16 protein-coding genes are annotated in these 19,808 nt (G+C 69.0%); 11 read left to right on the top strand and 5 right to left on the bottom strand.

Features of this window, described 5'->3' with window-relative positions:
* Positions 1-40: 40 nt before the first annotated feature.
* Positions 41-1,921: a sensor histidine kinase gene (locus HMPREF9062_RS00475; RefSeq protein ID WP_009409632.1), complete on the bottom strand. Its 1,881-nt coding sequence runs from the start codon at positions 1,919-1,921 to the stop codon at positions 41-43.
* 24 nt (positions 1,922-1,945) lie between these two features.
* Positions 1,946-2,689, bottom strand: a complete 744-nt coding sequence (locus tag HMPREF9062_RS00470) for a response regulator transcription factor (protein ID WP_034253399.1) — start codon at positions 2,687-2,689, stop codon at positions 1,946-1,948.
* Positions 2,690-2,895: 206 nt separating this feature from the next.
* Between HMPREF9062_RS00470 and HMPREF9062_RS00465 the strand changes: the two genes are divergently transcribed.
* The 3 genes from HMPREF9062_RS00465 (at position 2,896) to topA (ending at position 8,718) form a co-directional block, all read left to right on the top strand.
* Positions 2,896-4,248 carry a diguanylate cyclase gene (locus HMPREF9062_RS00465; RefSeq protein ID WP_009409630.1) on the top strand — a complete coding sequence of 451 codons (1,353 nt, stop codon included), beginning with the start codon at positions 2,896-2,898 and terminating at the stop codon, positions 4,246-4,248.
* A gap of 67 nt (positions 4,249-4,315) precedes the next feature.
* The gene (locus tag HMPREF9062_RS00460; RefSeq protein ID WP_009409629.1) at positions 4,316-5,635 is read left to right on the top strand and encodes a diguanylate cyclase; all 1,320 of its coding nucleotides are present in this window, start codon (positions 4,316-4,318) and stop codon (positions 5,633-5,635) included.
* A gap of 176 nt (positions 5,636-5,811) precedes the next feature.
* Positions 5,812-8,718, top strand: a complete 2,907-nt coding sequence (topA, locus tag HMPREF9062_RS00455; protein ID WP_009409628.1) for a type I DNA topoisomerase — start codon at positions 5,812-5,814, stop codon at positions 8,716-8,718.
* Between the two features lie 71 nt (positions 8,719-8,789).
* On the opposite strand, the gene HMPREF9062_RS00450 is transcribed toward topA, so the two are convergent.
* Positions 8,790-10,559 carry an alpha/beta hydrolase gene (locus tag HMPREF9062_RS00450; RefSeq protein ID WP_009409627.1) on the bottom strand — a complete coding sequence of 590 codons (1,770 nt, stop codon included), beginning with the start codon at positions 10,557-10,559 and terminating at the stop codon, positions 8,790-8,792.
* A gap of 306 nt (positions 10,560-10,865) precedes the next feature.
* Here HMPREF9062_RS00450 and HMPREF9062_RS00445 point away from each other — a divergent pair, with 306 nt between their 5' ends.
* The 8 genes from HMPREF9062_RS00445 (at position 10,866) to HMPREF9062_RS00410 (ending at position 17,817) form a co-directional block, all read left to right on the top strand.
* Positions 10,866-11,255, top strand: a complete 390-nt coding sequence (locus HMPREF9062_RS00445; RefSeq protein ID WP_009409626.1) for a GntR family transcriptional regulator — start codon at positions 10,866-10,868, stop codon at positions 11,253-11,255.
* Complete coding sequence (locus tag HMPREF9062_RS00440) at positions 11,252-12,127, top strand: ABC transporter ATP-binding protein (RefSeq protein WP_009409625.1); 876 nt, start codon at positions 11,252-11,254, stop codon at positions 12,125-12,127. The genes HMPREF9062_RS00445 and HMPREF9062_RS00440 overlap by 4 nt, the downstream gene beginning before the upstream one ends.
* The gene (locus tag HMPREF9062_RS00435) at positions 12,120-12,836 is read left to right on the top strand and encodes a hypothetical protein (protein ID WP_034253396.1); all 717 of its coding nucleotides are present in this window, start codon (positions 12,120-12,122) and stop codon (positions 12,834-12,836) included. Before HMPREF9062_RS00440 ends, HMPREF9062_RS00435 begins: the two co-directional genes overlap by 8 nt.
* 386 nt (positions 12,837-13,222) lie before the next feature.
* Positions 13,223-13,690, top strand: coding sequence for a hypothetical protein (locus HMPREF9062_RS00430; RefSeq protein ID WP_009409622.1), 468 nt, complete (start codon positions 13,223-13,225; stop codon positions 13,688-13,690).
* Between the two features lie 66 nt (positions 13,691-13,756).
* Positions 13,757-14,563 (top strand): ABC-2 transporter permease, encoded by an 807-nt coding sequence (locus HMPREF9062_RS00425; RefSeq protein ID WP_156789919.1) that lies wholly within the window; start codon positions 13,757-13,759, stop codon positions 14,561-14,563.
* Positions 14,564-14,627: 64 nt separating this feature from the next.
* Positions 14,628-15,338 carry an ABC-2 transporter permease gene (locus HMPREF9062_RS00420; RefSeq protein WP_172634812.1) on the top strand — a complete coding sequence of 237 codons (711 nt, stop codon included), beginning with the start codon at positions 14,628-14,630 and terminating at the stop codon, positions 15,336-15,338.
* A 277-nt stretch (positions 15,339-15,615) separates the two neighbouring features.
* Entirely contained in the window at positions 15,616-16,488 is an 873-nt protein-coding gene (tmk, locus tag HMPREF9062_RS00415; protein WP_399501461.1) for a dTMP kinase, read from the top strand.
* Positions 16,489-16,566: 78 nt separating this feature from the next.
* Positions 16,567-17,817, top strand: a complete 1,251-nt coding sequence (locus HMPREF9062_RS00410) for a DNA polymerase III subunit delta' (protein ID WP_009409618.1) — start codon at positions 16,567-16,569, stop codon at positions 17,815-17,817.
* Between the two features lie 292 nt (positions 17,818-18,109).
* Here HMPREF9062_RS00410 and HMPREF9062_RS12715 read toward each other — a convergent pair whose 3' ends face one another.
* Both HMPREF9062_RS12715 and HMPREF9062_RS00400 read right to left on the bottom strand, forming a co-directional pair.
* Complete coding sequence (locus HMPREF9062_RS12715; RefSeq protein WP_156789917.1) at positions 18,110-18,250, bottom strand: hypothetical protein; 141 nt, start codon at positions 18,248-18,250, stop codon at positions 18,110-18,112.
* A gap of 359 nt (positions 18,251-18,609) precedes the next feature.
* Positions 18,610-19,620 carry a helix-turn-helix domain-containing protein gene (locus HMPREF9062_RS00400; protein WP_009409615.1) on the bottom strand — a complete coding sequence of 337 codons (1,011 nt, stop codon included), beginning with the start codon at positions 19,618-19,620 and terminating at the stop codon, positions 18,610-18,612.
* Positions 19,621-19,808: the final 188 nt, after the last annotated feature.

The raw sequence follows: 19,808 nt of genomic DNA, 5'->3' as shown, positions 1-19,808 counted from the left end.
GGTGCGCGGCCCCGCCGCGGTGATGCGGTGACGTTCGGCGCTAATCCGCCGCTGGCGCTGCGGGCAGGGCGACCGTGAAGATTGTTCCGTGCGCCTGCGGATGGACCGGGTCCTCCCCGGCGCAGATGCTGTCCACGGTGAGCGTGCCGCCGTGGGAGACGACGATCGCCAGTGCGATGCTCATCCCCAGACCCGTTGACCCCGTGCGCCGCTCCCGGGAGGCGTCCCCGCGGGCGAAGCGCTCGAACAGTCGCCCGCGCACGGCCGCCTCGATGCCCGGGCCGTCGTCGGAGATCGTGATGACGAGCTCCTCTCCCGGCGGGGCCGCCGCTGCGGCGGCCCCGCCAGAAGAGACATCCCGACCGCCCCGTTCCCGTTCGCCCGAGCCGTTCGGAGCGTCCGAGGCGACCGGGGCCGTGCGACGCGACAGGGTCGTGATCACATGCGAGCCCGCAGGCGTGTGGACGCGGGCGTTGGCCAGGAGGTTGACCAGGACCTGGCGCAGCCGCGCCTCGTCTCCCAGGACCAACGGCGGCTCGGGCTCGAAGTCGTCGCGCTCGTCCTCTCCCAGATCCGCCGGCGCGTCCAGGGCGGCCAGGTCGAGCTCCCACTCGTGGTCGGGGCCCGCGGCGCGCGCATCGGAGACCGTGTCCAGCAGGATACCGACGAGATCGACCTCATCGCGGTTCAGATCGCGTCCGGCGTCCAGGCGCGCCAGGAGCAGCAGATCCTCCACGAGTCGGCTCATCCGCAGCGATTCGGAGTGGACCCGCTCCAGGGCGTGCACGGCCTCATCGGGCAGGGCTGCGTCGGCCCCCTCCCGGGCGATGAGTTCGGTGTACCCGCGGATCGAGGCCAGCGGGGTGCGCAGCTCGTGGGAGGCGTCGGCCACGAACTGGCGCACCTGCGTCTCGCTGTGCTGACGCGCCGTCAGAGCGTCGTCGACGTGCCCCAGCAGAGTGTTGAGCGCCGAACCGACCTGCCCGACCTCTCGGGAGGAGGTCAGATCCTCGCCGGGGACGCGCTCGTCGATGCTGACCTCTCCGCGCGCCAGCGGCTGGGAGGCGACGCGCTCGGCCGTGGAGGCGACCCGCTCCAGGGGGGTGAGCGAGGATCGCACCATGGTCCGTCCGGCCAGGGCCGCGATAAGGGTGCCGATCACGACGATGGCCCCCTCCACGAGAAGCTGGGTGCGCACGAGCGTGTTGTCGGCCTTCATGGACAGGCCCGTGATGACGATGTCGCCCGTGGTCGCGTCCTTAGAGGCCAGCACCCTGTAGTCGCCCAGGGAGTCGATGCCGACGGTGACCGGTTCCCCGGTCGTCTCCAGGGACAGCAGCACCTGGCACTCGGCTGGAGCCAGGCTCTGGTAGCGGCCGTCGTCGTCGATGTAACCGGCCGTCACCGTCGCGGAGGCGGGCGCCGTGCCGCTCGAGTGGTCCGCATCTCCGCCGTCTGCGCCATCTCCGTCGCCGGAATCGTCGGCGCTGCCGGTGTCGGATGCGCCGGAGGCGATGAGGGTCAGTGTGCCGGTCGCCTGCCCGGCGGCGTCGAGCCCGGCGGGGACCGGTTTGGCGCCCGGCACGGCGGCGGGGTCCTGGTCTCCGCAGGTGTGGGTCGCCGGCGCGGAGGGAGCGGGCGACGACGTCGCCGACGGCTCCGCGGGGCTCGCGCTCGGGACGGCCGAGTCGGGGGCCTGCTGGTCGAGGGTGGACCCGTCGTGCTCCTCCCCGTGACGGCGGGCCTCGGCACGGTGGGACGCCGCTGTCAGCTGGTCATCGAGCCGGTTCATGAGCGTGTGATGCAGCGTGATCGTGGAGAAGGCCCCCATGGTGGCGGCCATGACGAGCACGAGGCCGAGCACGCCGACGACGAGGCGGGTGCGCAGGCTGCGCGGGCGGGGCGCGGAGGAGGTGCTCACGATGCGATGCGGACTCGGCTCGGCTCAGCTCTGCGGCTTGTCCTGGTCCGCGGGCTTGAGTACGTAGCCCACCCCGCGCATGGTGTGGATCATCGGCTCGCGCCCCTTGTCGATCTTGCGGCGCAGGTAGGAGATGTACAGCTCGACGATATTGGCCTGCCCGCCGAAGTCATAGTTCCACACCCGGTCCAGGATCTGGGGCTTGGACAGGACTCGACGTGGGTTGCGCATGAGGTAGCGCAGCAGCTCGAACTCGGTGGCCGTCAGACGGATCTCGTCCTCGCCGCGCCAGACTTCGTGGGAGTCCTCGTTCATGCGCAGATCCCCGACCTCCAGCAGATTGTCCGGCTTCTCGGCGTTCGCCCCCGACCGCCGCAGGAGGGCGCGCAGCCGCGCTACGACCTCCTCCAGGGAGAAGGGCTTGGTCACGTAGTCGTCGCCGCCGGCGGTCAGGCCGGCCACCCGGTCCTCCACGGCGTCCTTCGCCGTGAGGAACAGGATGGGCACGCCCGGCTGGTGCCCGTGGACGCGGCGCATGACCTCCAGACCATCGAAGTCGGGCAGCATGATGTCCAGGACGATGACGTCCGGCTCGATCTCCTGGGCCGCCCTCACCGCGGCGACGCCGGTGCCCGCCGTCGTCACCTCCCAGCCCTCGTAACGCAATGCCGAGGCGAGGAGGTCGGCCAGCATCTGCTCGTCGTCGACGACGAGAACGCGCACAGGGGCGCCGTCAGGGCGGGTGAGGGTCTCGGCGGAGGTGCTCATGCCGCCATCAAACAAGACCTTCCTGTGTCGAGGCTGTGTGACGGGCATCCCGCGTCCGCGGGTCGACGAACGACGGCCCCGTGTGAGATGAACCGCTTACTACCCGTGTTACGGCTTTGTGACCGCTGGGTGAGGTGCGCTGTCGGACTGGCTGGTGGCACTCTTGACGGTGCACAGATTTCACTTCTACCGGACCGGGATACTCCGTGGAAACCATCCAGGGCAATGAACGACTCTTCGACGTCGAGGACGTCTTCTTCTCAACGGCGGACCTCAAGGGCGTCATCCGCAACGCGAACCGGACCTTCCTCTTCCTGGCACGCCACTCGCGCGAGGAGATGGTCGGTGCTCCGCACAACATCATTCGCCATGACGACATGCCGGCGGGTGTCTTCAAGCTCATGTGGGACGACCTGGAGGCCGGGCGGCCGGTGTGCACCTACGTGCTCAACCGCGCTGGTGACGGGCTCGACTACTGGGTCTTCGCAACTGTGACCGCCGTCCAGGACGGTTACGTTTCGGTGCGCACCAAGCCTCTCGACGAGAATGCCTTCGCCACGGTCCGCGAGGTCTACGGTCGCGTGCGCGCGCTCGAGCACGAGGCGGCCGAGCAGGGCTCGGGCCGCCGTGAGGTCGCCGAGAAGGGGGCCGGGGCCCTTCTGAGTGAACTCAACGCCCTCGGCTACTCCTCGCTGGCGGCTTTCAGCATGGCGGCCCTGCCCACCGAGGCCGTGTACCTCATCAACAGGGGCGTGCACGTGCCGACCCGTGACGGGATGGAGGGCCCCGCCGCCGCTATTCTCGCTCGCGCGCGCGACATCGAGCGCGACAGCGATACTCTCGTGGGGCAGATGACCGGGTACCGCTCGCTGTTGGACGGGTTGGGCTCCTGGATGCAGGAGGCTCCTTCGATCATCGAGCGGGCGCGGCGCACCGGCGAGCTGGTCGCCACGCTCGACAGTCAGGACCCCGAGTCCTCCGTGCCCAGCGTCGCCTCGCGCGTGGCCGAGCGCACCGGTCATGCCGTCGAGCAGCTCACGGGCCTGACCGCGACGGTCGTCTCCCTGTACCGCGCCGTCCAGCAGCTAAGCTTCCACGCCTCCCTCATGCGGCTGCACACGCTGGTGCTCGGCTCCTACGCCGCCGCCGTGGTCGACGGTGCAGAGGAGGACGTTCCCGCCGCCATGACAGAACTCCACCACGCTCTCACGGTCGATCTGAAGAAGGTCGGTGCCGCCTGCACCGAGCTGGCCGCCCAGCGCGACGCGCTCGACGGCGCGATGCGCCTGGTCGTCTCCGACCTCGATCGCACCCGACGCCCTTTCGATCGGTGGCTGCGCGCGCTCCAGAGCGAGGGCGCCTCGCTGCACGAGGGCGCGCAGGGAGACGTCCGAGCCCTCCTGGAGGAGGCCGCCGGCCTGGCCGGGACCGGGTTCCCGGAGATGTCCTCATTGGCGACGCTCGCCGCTCGCTGCCGCGGCTTGGATCTCTCTTACGACACGGTTGCGATGGACGATGCTGGCACGTCGATAGCTAACGTTATTCTTGATTTGGTATGAACAGTTCGCCTCTGCCTGGCTCGGGGGCGCGTGACGACGTGCAACGAGCACTCAGGAGAGGACGGACGTGGAGTCTCAGGTCGGCTATGAGCGGTTCTTCGGACCGGACGACATCTTCTTCTCGACGACTGACCCCAAGGGCGTTATCCAGCGGTCCAACCGCACCTTCGACACCCTGTCGCGCTACACGCGCGACAGGGTGATCGGGGCCCCGCACAACATCATCCGCCACCTGGACATGCCGGCGGGCGTCTTCAAGCTTATGTGGGACGATCTCCTCGCCGGCCTGCCGGTGTGCGCCTACGTGCTCAACCGCGCGGCCGACGGGCTCGACTACCGCGTTTTCGCCACCATCGTGCCGATCTCGGGCGGGTACTTGTCGGTGCGCACCAAGCCGCTCGACACCGACACCCAGCAGGCCGTCGAGCAGGTCTACCGCGGTGTGCGGGCGCGGGAGCGCGAGATCGCGGCGCGCGGCGCCTCGCGGCACCGGATCGGCGAGTACGGGGGCGATGAACTGGCTCGCGAGCTGGGTGCGCTGGGGTACGAGTCTCTGCACGCGATGACCCTGGCGCAACTGCCCCGCGAGGTCTCCGCCCTGGTCTCCGCGGGCGTGCGCGTGCCCGCCGCGCCCCCTGTCAGCGGTCCCGTGACCCGTATCCTGACGGTGACGGGTCAGATAGAGAGGGACACCAATCTGCTCGTCTTCGAGCTCGAGGAATATCTGCGTCTGCTGACCTCCATGGCCGCCACCGAGGGCGTCCTCCTCGCCGTCGCCGACCGCGCCGAGTCCTACGCCCGGGTCGTGGGCGGGCGCTCCCTCAACGTCATGGACAGGACGGACGCCCTGGCCTCGCAGGTCATTGAGCTCTCCCGGGCGTCGACGCCGGCGCTGCGCGCCCTGCCCGACCGTCTGGACGCCCTGCACCGCCTGGTGCTCGAGCTGCGCTACTCGGTGGCGCTCATGCGTCTGCTCACCCTCATGGTCGGACGCTTCGCCCGGTCCGTCCTGGACGGCAGTGAGGAGGACCCGGCCGGCTCGATCCGCGACCTGTGCGGGGCTCTCGACGAGGGTTTCGCCCGACTCGGGCCGTTGTGCATCGAGGTGGAGCAGGGCGTGGCGGCCCTTGATGCCGAGCTGGGCCGGATCACCCCGAGTTTGGATCGCATGGTACGACGCCTGAGTCGCTGGGTGGACCGTCGCGGCGGCCGGGGGGCGTCCGACGCCGTCGCCGAGGCGGCGGCCCTCGCCGAGCGCGGTACCCCGGAGGTGCGCGGCATGGCGGCCCTGGCCGCCGAGTGCCGGGGCCTGCACCTGCCCTTCGACGAGGCCGTCATCCGCCGTCGCATGGAGGTTCTGCGCTCGTCGCTGGGCGAGATCGACTGACCGGCGGACGAGGGACGCCGGCTGACGGGCGGCTCGTTCGGCGGGTGAAACCGTGTCCTGGGGCGCCGGACGATGCGTTACAGTCGGCCACGGGGGCCGCCCGGCGGTCTCCGGCAGCTCCGGCGGGGCCCGCGGTGACGGGAGGCGCCGCCGGACGAACCGCGAGGAAGGCAGTCGTGTCCACCAAGCTCGTCATCGTCGAGTCCCCCAACAAGGTCCGATCCATTGCCGCCTACCTCGGCGAGGATTTCGACGTCGAGGCCTCCATCGGGCACATCCGCGACCTGGCGCAGCCCTCCGAGCTGCCCGCCGCCGAGAAGAAGGGCCCGTACGGCAAATTCGCCGTCGACGTCTCCGACGGCTTCAAGCCCTACTACGTCATCAACCCCGATAAGAAGAAGACGGTCACCGTCCTGCGCAGGGCTCTTAAGGATGCCGACGAGCTCTACCTCGCCACCGATGACGACCGCGAGGGCGAGGCCATCGCCTGGCACCTCCTCCAGGTTCTCAAGCCCAAGGTGCCTGTCAGACGCATGACGTTCACGGAGATCACTCGCGAGGCCGTCACCCGGGCCCTGGACAATACGCGCGATGTGGACGCGCATCGCGTCGATGCTCAGGAGACCCGCCGCATTCTCGACCGCCTCGTCGGCTACGAGATCAGCCCGGTCCTGTGGCGCAAGATCCGCGCGGGCTTGTCCGCCGGACGCGTCCAGTCGGTGGCCACCCGCCTCGTCGTCGAGCGCGAGCGCGAGCGCATGGCCTTCGTCTCCGCTGGCTACTGGGGCGTGGAGGCCGAGTTGTCGGCGCTGTCGGAGTCATCCGCCGCCGGCGCGACCACGCCCTCCGCCGTCTGCGATGATGCTCGTCGCGCGGCCGCCTTCACCGCGCGCCTGGCGACCCTGGACGGGCGTCGCGTCGCCGCCGGACGCGATTTCACCGACGCCGGGGCGTTGCGCCCGGCCGCCGTCGAGGCGGGCGCCGTCCACCTGCATGAGGACGGCGCCAGGGCCGTAGCCGATGCCGTCGTGCGCAGCACGCCGCGCGTGGCCCAGGTCGAGGAGAAGCCCTACAGGCGTCGTCCGGCCGCCCCCTTCACCACGTCCACCCTCCAGCAGGAGGCCTCCCGCAAGCTGCGCATGAACCCGCGCGAGGCCATGCGTCTGGCGCAGGGCCTGTACGAGAACGGCTTCATCACCTACATGCGGACCGACTCGACGGTCCTGTCCGCTCAGGCCGTGGACGCGGCGCGGGCCCAGGTGGCCGAGCTCTACGGGACCGAGTACGTGCCCGACCGGCCGCGCGTCTACGCCACGAGGGTCAAGGGCGCCCAGGAGGCCCATGAGGCCATCCGTCCCGCCGGAGACCATTTCCGCACCCCGGCCCAGGTCTCCGGTCAGCTCTCCGGCTCCCAGTTCCGCCTTTACGAGCTCATCTGGAAGCGCACCGTCGCCTCCCAGATGGCCGACGCCGTCGGCTCGACCGCCACCGTGAGAGTCGAGGTGCCATTGGAGCCGACGGGCGGGGCCCCGCAGGAGGCGGGCCCGGCCTTCTCCACGGCCGGTTTCACCGCCTCGGGCACCGTCATCACCTTTCGGGGCTTTCTCGCCGCCTACGAGGAGGGACGCGACGCCGAGCGCTACGAGGCGGAGTCGGAGTCCGGGGGCGGAAGGGCCGGTGCGAAGGGCGACAAGGACGTCCGGCTGCCGGCGATGACCGAGGGGCAGGACCTGGCGGCGCTGGGGGCGCAGGCCTCCGGTCACGAGACCACCCCGCCGCCGCGCTACACCGAGGCGTCCCTGGTCAAGGCCCTGGAGGAGCGGGAGATCGGTCGCCCCTCCACCTATGCGGCGATCATGTCGACGATCTCCGACCGGGGCTACGTCGATCACCGCGGGCAGGCCCTTGTCCCCACCTGGCTCGCCTTCGCCGTCACCCGGCTGCTGGAGGAGAACTTCGCCGACCTCGTCGACTACGACTTCACTGCCTCCATGGAGGCGGACCTCGATCGCATCGCCGCCGGGCAGGAGGACCGGGTCGATTGGCTCACCCGCTTCTACTTCGGGCGTGGGGATCCCGGTGCCGAGACGCCGGCCCCCACCGATGACGGAGGCGCCGAGCACGGCCTCAGGGCGCTGGTGGAGAATCTGGGGGATATCGACGCCCGCGCCGTCAACTCCATTGACATCGGCGAGGGCATCACTGTGCGGGTGGGCCGCTACGGCCCCTATCTTGAGGACTCGGAGGGAAAGCGGGCCAATGTGCCCGCTGACGTCGCCCCCGACGAGCTCACCGTCGCCAGGGCGCGCGAACTGTTCGAGAGGGCGGCCGACGACGGCCGCGAGCTCGGCATCGACCCGGCCACCGGGCGCATGATCATCGCCAGGGACGGCCGGTACGGGCCCTACGTCACCGAGGTTCTTCCCGAGCCCGAGGCGGCCCCGGAGGAGAACGCCGAAGACGGGAAGACCGACAAGCCGAAGAAGCGCACCACGAGGAGGGCCAGAACCTCCAGGGGCCCCAAGCCGCGCACCGCCTCCCTGCTGAAGACCATGGACCTGTCGACGGTCACTCTCGAGCAGGCTCTCGACCTGCTGAACCTGCCGCGCGTCGTCGGTCAGGATGCCGAGGGCGTCGACATCACCGTGCACAACGGACGGTACGGGCCCTACTTGAAGAAGGGCGCGGATTCGCGCTCTCTGGAGAGCGAGGATCAGATCTTCACGGTCACCCTGGACCAGGCTCTGGAGCTGTTCGCCCAGCCCAAGCGACGCCGCGGCCGGGCGGCCGCGCGCGCTCCACTGCGCGAGCTCGGCACGGATCCGGACACGGGTCGGCCCGTCGTCATCAAGGACGGCCGGTTCGGCCCCTACGTCACCGACGGGCAGACCAACGTGACTCTGCGCCGCGGGGACGACCCGGCCACGGTCACCCCCGAACGCGCCTACGAGCTGCTCACCGACAAGCGCGCCAAGGGGCCGGCCAAGAAGCGCACGCCCCGCAAGACGACGAGGAAGACGACGAAGAGGACAACCGGCAGGACGGCGTCGTCGTCGACTTCGTCGACCTCTGAGAAGTCCTGAGACCGCCGGAGTCCTGAGGGTCGGCGGATCGGACCGGCCTCCTCACGATCGGCTCCCGCACCGCCGGGCCATCACCCGGCGAGCGCCTTGGCGATGTCCTCCGGCAGCGGGTCGATCGAGCAGGTCGTCTCCTCCTGCGGCACAGTGCCGTTGACCAGGTAGTCGCTGACGCGCGAGAGGGCGCATGAGTTGGTGCCCCAGGAGGCGCCGTGCTGGTAGCCCTCAACGGTCAGCAGGTGACCGGAGTCGAGTTGGGAGGCCAGGGACTGCGACCACGGATAGGGCGTCTGGGAGTCCCCCGTGACGCCCACGACAAGGATGGGTGCCGCGCCGGAGGCGTGGATCTGCGACGGTTCGGTATCCGACGTGACGCCCCAGCCGTGGCAGTAGGCGTCGATTCGCGAGGAGCTGGTTCCGAACCTGCTCAGGAACGGGTACGCCGCGTTGTCCGCCGCCGCCGTCGCCCGCCACTGAGCCGGATCGGGAACGTCCGGTGAGTCGGCGCACGTCACCGCCGCATGGGCGACGACGAAACGCAGGGAATCCTCGGAGCCGTCCGTCTGGATCCGCCCCGTCCCCGGTGCCAGAGCGCCCACGCGTGCGAGCTCCGTGCCGTCATGCCGGGACATCGCTTGGGACAGCGCCCTGGTGAGAGCCGGCCAGTACTCGGGCCGCGCCAGCCACAGATTCTCCATGGTGATCTGGGCCGTGGAGGCGTCCATCCGAGTGCTCTGCCCGTCCTGGGTGACGGTGAGCGGCTCGGCATCCAATCCGGTGACGAAGGAGGAGAGCTGGTCTCGGGCCCCATCGACGTCTCCCGTCAGCGGGCAGTCCTCCTGGCCGAGGCAGTACTCGATGTACTCGCGCATCCGATTCTCCCGACGCTCGGCCTGTCCGGCGACCACCTCCGAGCGGGTCAGGTCCGGATCTTCGGCGCTGTCCAGGGCGGTGCGTCCGACGTTGGCCGGGAAGAGCTCGGCATAGGTCGCCCCGATCAGGGTCCCGTAGGAGTAGCCGATGTAAGACAGTTTCCCGTCTCCGACGGCGGCGCGCAGGACGTCGAGGTCGCGGGCCGTGTCCCGGGTGCTCATGTGGTCGATGAGATCAGGGATCTGCGAGTACTGGCGGCACTTGGCCGCGACGGCCTCCCCCGAGGCCACGATCGAGTCCCAGTCATCGGCGCCGTCGCCGTCGGCTTGGGCCGCCTGCGCGCCGGTCGGCGCATCGTCTTGGTCGATCCCCGGAGTCCCGTCCTCTCCGGCCGGCCGCCCGTTCGGGGAGGCGGCCTGCTCGTCGTCGCGCGCCTGCTCGAGCTCCTCGGGACTCCAGCAGGTCAGACCCGCCGACTCGCCCGTGCCGCGCGGATCGAAACCGATGATGTCGTAGGCGGCGAGCATCTCGGGGGTGTAGACGCTCGCCGCGTCCGCGGCCATGGAGGTGCCGGGCTCGCCGGGGCCGCCCGGATTGAGGAACAGGCTTCCGAGCTCGGCCTCGCCGTCGGAGGCGGGCAGGCGCTTGAGGGCGATCGGGACGGTCCGCCCGGACGGGTCGTTGTAGTCCACGGGTACGGCGGCGGTGGCGCACTGGAGGCCGGCCGGGCCGTCCGGGCAATCGGACCAGCTCAGGTGCTGACCGTAGAAGTCCTCCAGGCCCTCGGGCGCGGCCGCTCCGCCGTCGGCGGCGGGCGCCGCCCCGCTCGTTATCGACGTGCTCGCGTCGGTCGGAGGGCCGCTCGGCGAGGCGTGGCTCTGCGGCTGGTAGATGGTTGAGGCGGCCGACAGCACGACGATGCTCAAGGCGGCGGCCGCGGCTCGCGGTCGTGTTCTCAGGGCGTATCTCATGGTCGGAGCGTATCGAACCGTCCATGCCGAACATATACGGAAGGGAGGAGAGCCGATGCGCTGCGTCTCCTCCCCGAGGAGGAGACGTGCCCGTCTTCGGGGAGGGTGCACGATCCCTTGACCCCGGACAACGCCAACAATCCCTGAGATATCAGCTTTAGCTGCGCGAACGAGTGCACTGCCGGAGACGCCGGAGCGGGTCTTCGGAGTGGCTGCGCACGGCCGCAACCGCTGTTGAACGGGTCGGACCAACTGTCTATAGTGTCTATGCGATGTCCGGCGTACCGTCGAGTGGAAGGGGGAGTGATGCCGTTGTCGGTCGTTTTGTCCAACACGGCGGGCATCCCGATCTACGAGCAGATCAAGCGGCAGATCAAGGAGGCGATCCTCACCGATCGGGTCGCTGTCGACGAGCGGCTCCCCTCGATCCGCGTTCTCGCCCGGGACCTGCGCGTCAGCGTCATCACGACGACGCGTGCCTACTCCGACCTCACCGCCGAGGGGTTCGTCGCCAACGTCCCGGGCAAGGGTTACTTCGTCCTGCCTCGTGACGCGGGGCTCGTCCATGAGCAGGTGCTGCGCGAGGTCGAGGGGCATCTCGGCCGCGCCGTCGAGCGCGCGCACGTCGCCGGACTCACCGCCGAGGAGCTCCACGCCGTGCTCGATTCCGTTATCGCCACCCAGGAGGACCAGTGAATCCCATTGAGGTCTCCCATCTGACCAAGCACTTCTCCAGTATCGTCACCAAGCGGGGCTGCACCCCCGAGTTCGTCCTCGACGACGTCAGTTTCACTGTTGAGCGCGGGTACGTCACCGGCTTCATCGGCGCCAACGGTTCGGGCAAGACCACGACGATCAAAGCCGTCCTGGGCATGATCCACCCGGATTCCGGTACTGCCGCCACTCTGCCGCATGAGCGCATCGGCGTCGTCTTCGACGCCCCTCCCTATAACGGGATGTGGCGGGTGCGAGACGTCGGCCGGGGACTATCCCGTTTCTTCCCCACCTGGTCCGATGAGGCCTTCGACCGCCAGATCGCCGGTGCCGATCTCGACCCGGCCAAGAGGGTCAAGGACCTCAGCCGGGGAATGGGGATGCGTCTGCAGATGGCGGCCGCCCTTGCCCACGCGCCCGAATTGCTTATTCTCGACGAACCGACTGGCGGCCTGGACCCGCTGGCCCGCTCCGAGATGGTTGACGCCCTAGCGGATTACATGACCGACGAGGGGCACACCGTCCTGTTCTCCACCCACATCACCACCGACCTCGATCGCCTCGCCGATCGCCTCGTCATCCTCGACCACGGACGCGTCGTCGGCGCCGGCACCACCGACGAGCTCATCTCCTCCATGCGCATCGTGCGCGGCGGACCCGAAACCCTTACCGTCGATGTGGCGGAGCGGGTCTTCGGCCTGCGGCGCACATCCGTTGGCTGGGAGGGCATGCTTGCCACCGAGCGCGCTGAGGCCCTGAGCGGGGTCGTCCTGGAGGAGCCCACGATCGAGGACCTCGCCATTCATATCGCCAAGGGCGTCCAGCACAGCGAGGAGGAGAACGGGCATGCATGAGGGAACTGTCGGGGCCTCGGTCTCCGGTAGGACCGCCGGCCGGGAGGGCGGTGATCGGGCCGCGGCTGGATTCGGCCGCCGTCGGGCTGTGCTGGCGGTTATCCGTGTGGAGCTGATGCAGCTCAGGATCATTGCGCCGTACCTGCTGATCATGCCCGCCGGGATGATCATCCCGGACCTCGTCATGGGTGAGTCGAAGAATACCGGAGTGTCGATACTGTTCGCGCTATGGTGGCCGCTCCTCATGGGGGCGACGTTCTCGATGGCCGCTAGTTTATCCGGAAGCCGTCTCTACGTCTCCTTACCGGTGCGGCGCGCTGATGTCATCAATGCCTACTGGCTCATGATCGGTGGGCTCCTGATTATATACCTGGCGCCGTGTGCAGCGATATTCCGCAGCTGGCCACGATCAGCGAATATGGCGACGGCATTCCTTATCGCCCCGCCGACCGTCACAATACTAGTAACGTTGATGGCCTCGATCATCATGAGCTGGGTGCGGCGACGTGCTACAGCCGGGGCTGTCGCCAACGGAGCCACTGCGCTCGCGATGCTGGTAATGCTTGTGGCCATGGTCGGTTTTCCGTTCGCTGCTGGATTCTTGGCTGACACGGTTGCCCGGAGGGTCGGACTGATCATTCTCCTGGTTGCGGGGGCATTCACGGGCTGGGTGTCGAACCAGCGGACCTACGCCGGGCTCGAGCTGTGAACGTCGCCCCCTGCTCCGTCGTACGGGATGAGATGGACATGGGTGCGGCTAACGGTCGTATCGAATGTGTCCGTCTCCTCCTCGAGATCGCTCGCCTGGAAGTGCTGCGCCTGCGACGCGCCTGGGAGCTGACGCGGTGCTCCGTACTTCGACGCGCACATTATTCATGGTTTTGTGGAGAGGGAAAATTGCTGCGGATTCTGCTCGATCAGCGCGACGACCGGAGTGGTCCTCCCCGTGATTCCGGGCGTCGCGGCTCAGATATCCGTCGCATCATCTCCCTCGATCTTATTGTTCTGAGACGTCCGATCGTTGCCCTCGTCCTATTGCCCGTGGCCCCCGCGTTCGTTGCGGATCTTGGTTTTGAGAGGATACGAATAACGGCGATGGCGTGTGGTGCGATTACTGTCGTCGTTCAGCTTGTGCAGAGCTCTTTCGATGACGGTTACAAATTGCGTCGTTTTTACGGATCCGTGGGGGCGCCCCGCCGGGACGTGGCGGATGCTCGATGGCTGGAGGCCCTGGTTCTATTCGGTGCCGGTGCGCTTCTCATCGAGCTTCTCGGTTTGTTCGTGAATGACCCGGTGGGGGCGAGCAGGGCTGTTGTCATGCTGTGCTGGTCGGCCGCTGTGGGCGTGCCTGTTTTCCTGTGCCTGGCGCCTGCGTACGCGATGTGGGTGTGGGAGGCGTGCACGGGCGCGGGGATCGGGGCTCTGTACGGGGCCGCGTATCTGGTGCGGCCGTTCTCGACAGCGCCGTCGGCCTCGGTCGGACTTGCCGCGGCTGCGTGTGCTGGGTTCATGATCGCCTCCCGTACGGCGGCTCGCCACTGGTATGGGCGTCAGGATTATTGATCGCCGTACGAAATCGTTGGGCTTCCCTGCTTCTGTGATGGTTGTGAGTGAGATGGAGATTTTTTCATGACTGTATCTGTGTTTTCTGCTCAGACTGGCTCGGATTGCGACGGGCGCCTCGACTCAGGTGCGTCATCACTGCACCGGCACCTCCGCATTATTCTTGCTCTTGTGCGCCTCGATCTCATTCTGACCATGAATCGGACCTACGTGCTGCGTGTTCTGCTTTTTATTGCGGTACTCATGGGGATGGTGATGGCGGGTAACGCGGTCTCAGGAATAATCGGTTCCTTCTGCGCGGATTCTGCTGGGAGCATGGCTGCGGGTGCGGTTGCGGGCGGCGGCTGGGTGATGATGCATATGGTCATTATTCTCCGCTTCACTCGGAAGGTATTCCCTGGAGAAGCGAAACTTCTCGCCTCTTTGCCGCTGCACCGTTCGGAGGTGGTCGCTGCTAGGTACGTCGAAGGGCTCGGCTGTATCGCTGCGGTCGCCGTCATCGGACTCGTGTTCATTCTGACCGATGTGGCGTTCGGCGGTTCCGCAGGTCTCATGGTCGGGATGCGAAAGGCGCTGGTGATGGTCATCTCGGGCCTGTTCCTCGACCTTGTGGTGGGACTACCCCTGTGTATTCGTTTCCAGACCCTTCGGGGGTGGTTGTGCGTAGGGGCGGCAAGTTACGCGGCGAGCGTCGGCGTGACGATTCTGATCGGGATCATAGTGAAGGCAGGGGCGCATATGCGCGGACCGGGGCCGCACGATGAGTCGAGCCTGTTTCTGGCGGCCGTCGGGGTCGCGGCGCTCCTCGGCGTTCTCGCCCTGGTGCCCTCCTACCGCATGAGCGCGCGGTTCTACGCGCGCCAGGATCATTGATCGCCAGGGTAGTCGCCGCCTTCCTGTTTTATCAATGATTTTTAATGAACTCGAAGATTTTATTATGTTTGCGTTTCCGACATCGTTCAATTCCAATTTTGAGTCCGACCGAGAGGATTCCGTTCCTGCCGCGCCGTCGGGGAGGCGTCTGCGTGTCGTTCTAGCTCTTGTGCGCCTCGACCTGGACTGGTATGCGTTGAATCTGCTCATCCTCATGACGGGCTCTTTGATGAGGGTGCTGTTTGACGGTGACATAGTTTTGTTCGGAGTCTTCTGGGTGGTAGCCCTGAATATGGTCCTCCTGCGCTTCGTCCAGGGCTCCAATTCCGAGGATGCGCGGCTTCTGGCGTCCTTGCCGCTGCGCCGCTCGGAGGTGGTTGTCGCCAGGTATGTCGAGGGGGTCGGCTGGATTGCCGCGACTGCCCTTCTCGGAGTGGTGCTCATCTGGGGTAATGCGGTGTTCGGCGATCACTCCGCGGGGATGTGGAGATCGCTGGTCGGGCTGATCGTCGCCCTGGTCGTCGATCTGGTGGTGGGGCTGCCGCTCGTCATCCGTTTCCGTACGCGTCGAGCCTGGCTGTGCGCGGGGCTGGTGAGCCTGGCGGTGGGCATTGCTGTGTCCGTACTGATCGGGTTCATGGCGAGGACGGGAGCCCGCATACATGAACCGGGCCTGCTTCCGGCTGCGGGCGGGACCGCCGTGGGTCTCGGCGTTCTCGCTCTGGTGGCCTCCTACCGCATGAGCGCGCGGTTCTACGCGCGCCAGGACCATTAGCCGGGGCGTCGGCTCCCGCCGCCTTCGGCCGATGATGCTCAGTGAGATTTTCTCACCGACTTTCTTCATGGGAGCGAGGATGACCGGGGCGGCGGCCGCGGCGGGGTCCAAGAGAGGGGATGCGCCTCCCCGCCCGTGCGCTGTGCGGGGCGGCCTCCACCTCGCAGATTCCGCGCCGGGCGGGCACGCGCCATTCCGGCCCACCCGGAACAGCGAAAGCAGGTCCATGCCCGCCAGCGCCAGCCCTGTACCGTGCACCTCGGCTACGCTGTGGCCCGTGATTGCCTCCGCCGACGTGACCGGGCCGGCTGAGCCTGTCGATCCCGCTGTCATCGCGAGCCCTGACGCCACCGCCGGTCCGTTCACGACGTCCGGCCCCGCTGACGGGTCAGCGCGCGGTCAGCGCTGCGAGCATCACCCCGGTTTGCTCATCTCCTTCGAAGGCGGCGACGGCGTCGGCAAGACCACTCAGATCGACCGTTTGAGCACGCTGCTGCTGAAGTCTCGTATCGTCTACCGGCGCACCCGCGAGCCCGGCGGCACCGAACTCGGCGGTCGGATCCGCGACCTGCTGCTGCACGGCGGCGAGGTGAGCCCGCGCGCCGAGGCTCTGCTGTACGCGGCCGACCGCGCCCACCATGTCGCCACCGTGGTGGGCCCCGCGCTCGCGCGCGGCGAGGTGGTGCTGACCGACCGCTACCTGGATTCCTCCGTCGCCTACCAGGGCTCTGCCCGCGCGCTCGGCCCGCAGGAGGTGCGTGACCTGTCCCTGTGGGCCGCCGACGGCCTGCTGCCCGACCTGACGATCCTGCTCGACGCCGACCCGGCCGTCGGCTCCGCACGCACCGGCGCGCGCGGTCGGCGCGACCGACTGGAACGGGAGCCCGACGCCTTTCACACGGCCCTGCGCAAGGAGTTCCGCATCCTGGCCCGGCGCGAGCCCGAACGCGTCAAACTCGTCGACGCCGACCGGCCAGTCGGACAGGTGGCCGCGGAGGTGACCGGGCAGGTTGAGCATCTGATCGCCGCCCGCGGCACGGGCCTGCGCCTAGAGTCGGACGGCTCGGGCCGGGGAGCGGACCCCGCCGCCGGGGCCGGCGCTGGCCGCACCCCGTTGGAGGCCTTCCGCGCCGCCGCGGCGGCGCAGTGATCGGCTCGTGCCGGGGTCCGGCGACCCCGGTGGTGATTCAGTCCGAGCTGCGTCGGCGCCCGCCGCTACCCTGACCACGTGAGTCGCACCCCCGCCGATCAGCCCGATGCCCCGCAGCCGCCTTCGAGCGTGTGGGACGACGTCGTCGGGCAGGAGTCCGTCGTCGCCGCCTTCGACGCCGCCGCGCGCGCGGCCCGCTCCGCCGTCGAGAGCACGACGGGCCCTGAGGGCGCCGATCGCGCCGACGAGGGGGACGACTCAGCGATGACCCATGCCTGGCTCGTGACCGGCCCGCCCGGCTCGGGGCGCTCCGTAGCCGCCCGCGCCTTCGCCGCGGCCCTTCAGTGCACCGGGCGGACGCCCGGCTGCGGGCGGTGCAAACCCTGCCGGGACGTCATGAGCGGGACCCATCCCGACGTCGTGCGTCTGGCCACCGAGAAACTTCTCATCACCATGGAGGAGGTCAAGGGACTCATCGGCGAGGCGCAGCGCCGGCCCTGGACCGGGCGATGGCGCGTCATCCTCGTCGAGGACGCCGACCGCATGGCCGAGCGCACCACCAACGTGCTGCTGAAATCCATCGAGGAGCCGCCGCCGCGGACCGTGTGGATCCTGTGCACCCCCAGTGCCGACGACGTCCTGCCCACCATCCGCTCGCGCTGCCGCCTGATCACCCTGCGCATCCCGCCTGCGGACGCCGTCGCCGAGCTGCTCGTGCGGCGCGACGGCGCGGACCCGAGCCTTGCCGCCCGGGCCGCCCGGGCCAGCCAGTCCCACATCGGGCTGGCCCGGCACCTGGCCACCGATCCCGGCGCCTGGGAGCGGCGGCGCCGGCTTCTGCTCGCCCCCGTGTCCCTGCGCAGCGTCGGCGACGCCGTTCTGGCCGCCGCCGAGCTCGTCGACGCCGCTGAAGCCGAGGCCGAAGAAGCCACTGCCGAGCGCGACGCGAAGGAGAGGACCTCCCTGCTGCGGGCACTCGGTCTGGAGGGGGACGCCAGGATCCCGCCCGCGCTGCGCGCCCAGGTTCGTCAATTGGAGGAGGACCAGAAGCGTCGTGCCAGGCGCGCCCGCACCGACGTCCTGGACCGGGCCATGATCGACCTGCTCTCCTTCTACCGCGACGTGCTCACCACCCAGATGTGCGGCGACGTCGAGCGGGTCAATATCGACCTCGTTGAGGCCGTCGACCACGCAGCCGCCTCCACCGGACCCGAGCAGTCGCTGGCGCGCATCGCCGCCATCGAGGAATGCCGGACGCGACTGCGATCCAACGCCGCCCCGCTACTGGCCGTCGAAGCGCTCATGGTCCGGCTGCGTCCGCAGGCGTAGGACCGGGCCGCAGGCCCAAGCACCCGGCCCAACGCCGTCCAGCGGCCGGGACGCGTCCGAAATCCGCGGCCGAGCGCGCCGATCGGTCGTTCATGGGAAGAAGTTCCCTGCGCGCTCCCCCTCCGGTCTTCTAGTCTGGCCCCATGGATCCCTGTCACACGCCCGGTCCCGGCGATGAGCCTCCCGCCGCCGACGTCGTCGGCCTGCAGCGGGCCCGGCGCACCCGAACGACGGGCGGACGCAACGGCCCGCGACCCGACTCGGACGATGATATCCGCGGGACGCCGAGGGCCTACGAGCGGCGCTGCGCGCCCGAGCTGCGCACGACCAGCGCCATCGTGGGCGGCCTGCTGGCCCTGACCATGCTCGTCCTGAGCACCGTGGTCCTCGTGCGAGGACTGATGATGGGCGGGCCGGCGGGACTGATGCTCATCTGCGGGTTCGTACCCACCTCCATCGCGGTGGTCCTGCCGATACTCCTTCTCGTCGCCGCGCCCCTGCGGTGGCGGCTGCGCGCCGACGCCGCCGGCATCCACTCCCGCGGCGCCCTGCGCACCGCCCACATCCCGTGGCCGGTCAGTCGGGCGGAAATCGCGGTGATCCCCTCCTGGAGCGTGCGCGGTCAGGCGGTCGCCCAGTACCGCCCCGCGGCCGGGGGCCCCGCCGTCACCCTGTTCGCCCTCACCCGACCGGCGACCACCCTGGTCGGCAGCCCCACGGTGGTCGACGAGATCGAGGCCCTGTGGAGATGGGCGGCGGCGCGCGGGTACGTTCCCGTCGTGCCCAGAGCCGTCATCGTCGAGCGATCGGAGACCATCGGGCGCACGAGCCATCGCCTGGGGAGGGTTCCGCCAGCTCCGTCGCAGCCCAGGACTTCAGCAGCGCCAGCGCGTCCTGGCTCGACGATCCAGGTTCGACGGCGTAGGCCGTCATGCGCAGGCCGGGGGCCGTGGTCAACGTCATCGGCTCGTAGAACAGACGCAGCCGGCCGACCACCGGGTGGTGGATGATCTTCTCTCCGCGGCACACGTAGCGCACGTCGTGGCGCGCCCACAGCTCGGAGAACTCGCGGCTGCGCGTGGACAGATCCCCGACGAGGTCCGTCAGGCCCGGAGCCGTCGGGTCCGCGCCCGCCGTCAGGCGCAGCATCGCCACCAGATCCTCTGCCGCGGTGGGCCAGTCGGGGAAGAACTCGCGACTTCGAGGGTCGAGGAAGATGAAACGGGCCATATTGGGCCTCACGACGGAGTCCGCGGCCGGACTCACCGCGGGGCCCCGGTCCGTCGTGAGCGGTGCGGGATCGACGAACATGGGGGAGTACAGGGCTCGCGCCATGAGGTTGGAGGCGACGTAGGTGCTCACCGGGTCCTGCACGAGCGCCGGCACCGATATGGCGTCGAGGAGCCACTGCACGCCCGGACGCGGCGAGCTGCTGCGCGCACGGGGACGCCGGTGTCGGGTTCGTCCCCTGGGTGAGGCGGAGCGGACGAGATCGAACAGGTGCTCGCGTTCGGCATCGTCGAGTGCGAGCGCGGAGGCGAGCGCGTCGAGAACCTCCTCGGAGGCCCCCGAGGCATTGCCCCGCTCCAGGCGCGTGTAGTAGTCGACGCTCACCCCCGCGAGCATGGCGACCTCCTCCCGGCGCAAACCGGGGACCCGCCGATTGTCCCCGGCCACGGGCAGCCCGGCCATCTGCGGAGTGATCTTGGCGCGCCGGGTGGTCAGGAAGTTCTTGATCTCCGCGCGGGCATCCACCCGCGCGCCGCCGTCGGGCTCGGGGGAGACCGGGGCATTCTCGCTCATGATCGCGACACTACGGCAGAGTCCGACCCGGCCGAGAGATCTTCACAGGGCCCGTCGATCGCCCCCCGCCACGATAGCGACCAGGCGGCCCGACGGGGTCGCCGCGGGGACGTCCCGCCTCTTGGGAGGTCGGGGCCGAGGGCCGTCAGGCCCGCTGACCGCTCCTCCTGCATTTCCTCCCGCATTCT

The organism is Actinomyces sp. oral taxon 448 str. F0400 (assembly GCF_000220835.1).
Lineage (GTDB): Bacteria > Actinomycetota > Actinomycetes > Actinomycetales > Actinomycetaceae > Actinomyces.
Note: the sequence above shows the minus strand (reverse complement) of the source record. Positions and strands in the feature narration are given on the sequence as shown.

Bases quoted from the DNA above. Each gene is read 5' to 3' on its own strand.
- HMPREF9062_RS00400 (WP_009409615.1), bottom strand. From the start codon at position 19,620: ATGAGCGAGAATGCCCCGGTCTCCCCCGAGCCCGACGGCGGCGCGCGG.
- HMPREF9062_RS00420 (WP_172634812.1), top strand. From the start codon at position 14,628: ATGTTTGCGTTTCCGACATCGTTCAATTCCAATTTTGAGTCCGACCGA.
- HMPREF9062_RS00435 (WP_034253396.1), top strand. From the start codon at position 12,120: ATGCATGAGGGAACTGTCGGGGCCTCGGTCTCCGGTAGGACCGCCGGC.
- HMPREF9062_RS00445 (WP_009409626.1), top strand. From the start codon at position 10,866: ATGCCGTTGTCGGTCGTTTTGTCCAACACGGCGGGCATCCCGATCTAC.
- HMPREF9062_RS00425 (WP_156789919.1), top strand. From the start codon at position 13,757: ATGACTGTATCTGTGTTTTCTGCTCAGACTGGCTCGGATTGCGACGGG.
- HMPREF9062_RS00450 (WP_009409627.1), bottom strand. From the start codon at position 10,559: ATGAGATACGCCCTGAGAACACGACCGCGAGCCGCGGCCGCCGCCTTG.
- HMPREF9062_RS00470 (WP_034253399.1), bottom strand. From the start codon at position 2,689: ATGAGCACCTCCGCCGAGACCCTCACCCGCCCTGACGGCGCCCCTGTG.
- HMPREF9062_RS12715 (WP_156789917.1), bottom strand. From the start codon at position 18,250: ATGAGCATCAGTCCCGCCGGCCCGCCCATCATCAGTCCTCGCACGAGG.
- HMPREF9062_RS00430 (WP_009409622.1), top strand. From the start codon at position 13,223: ATGGCGTGTGGTGCGATTACTGTCGTCGTTCAGCTTGTGCAGAGCTCT.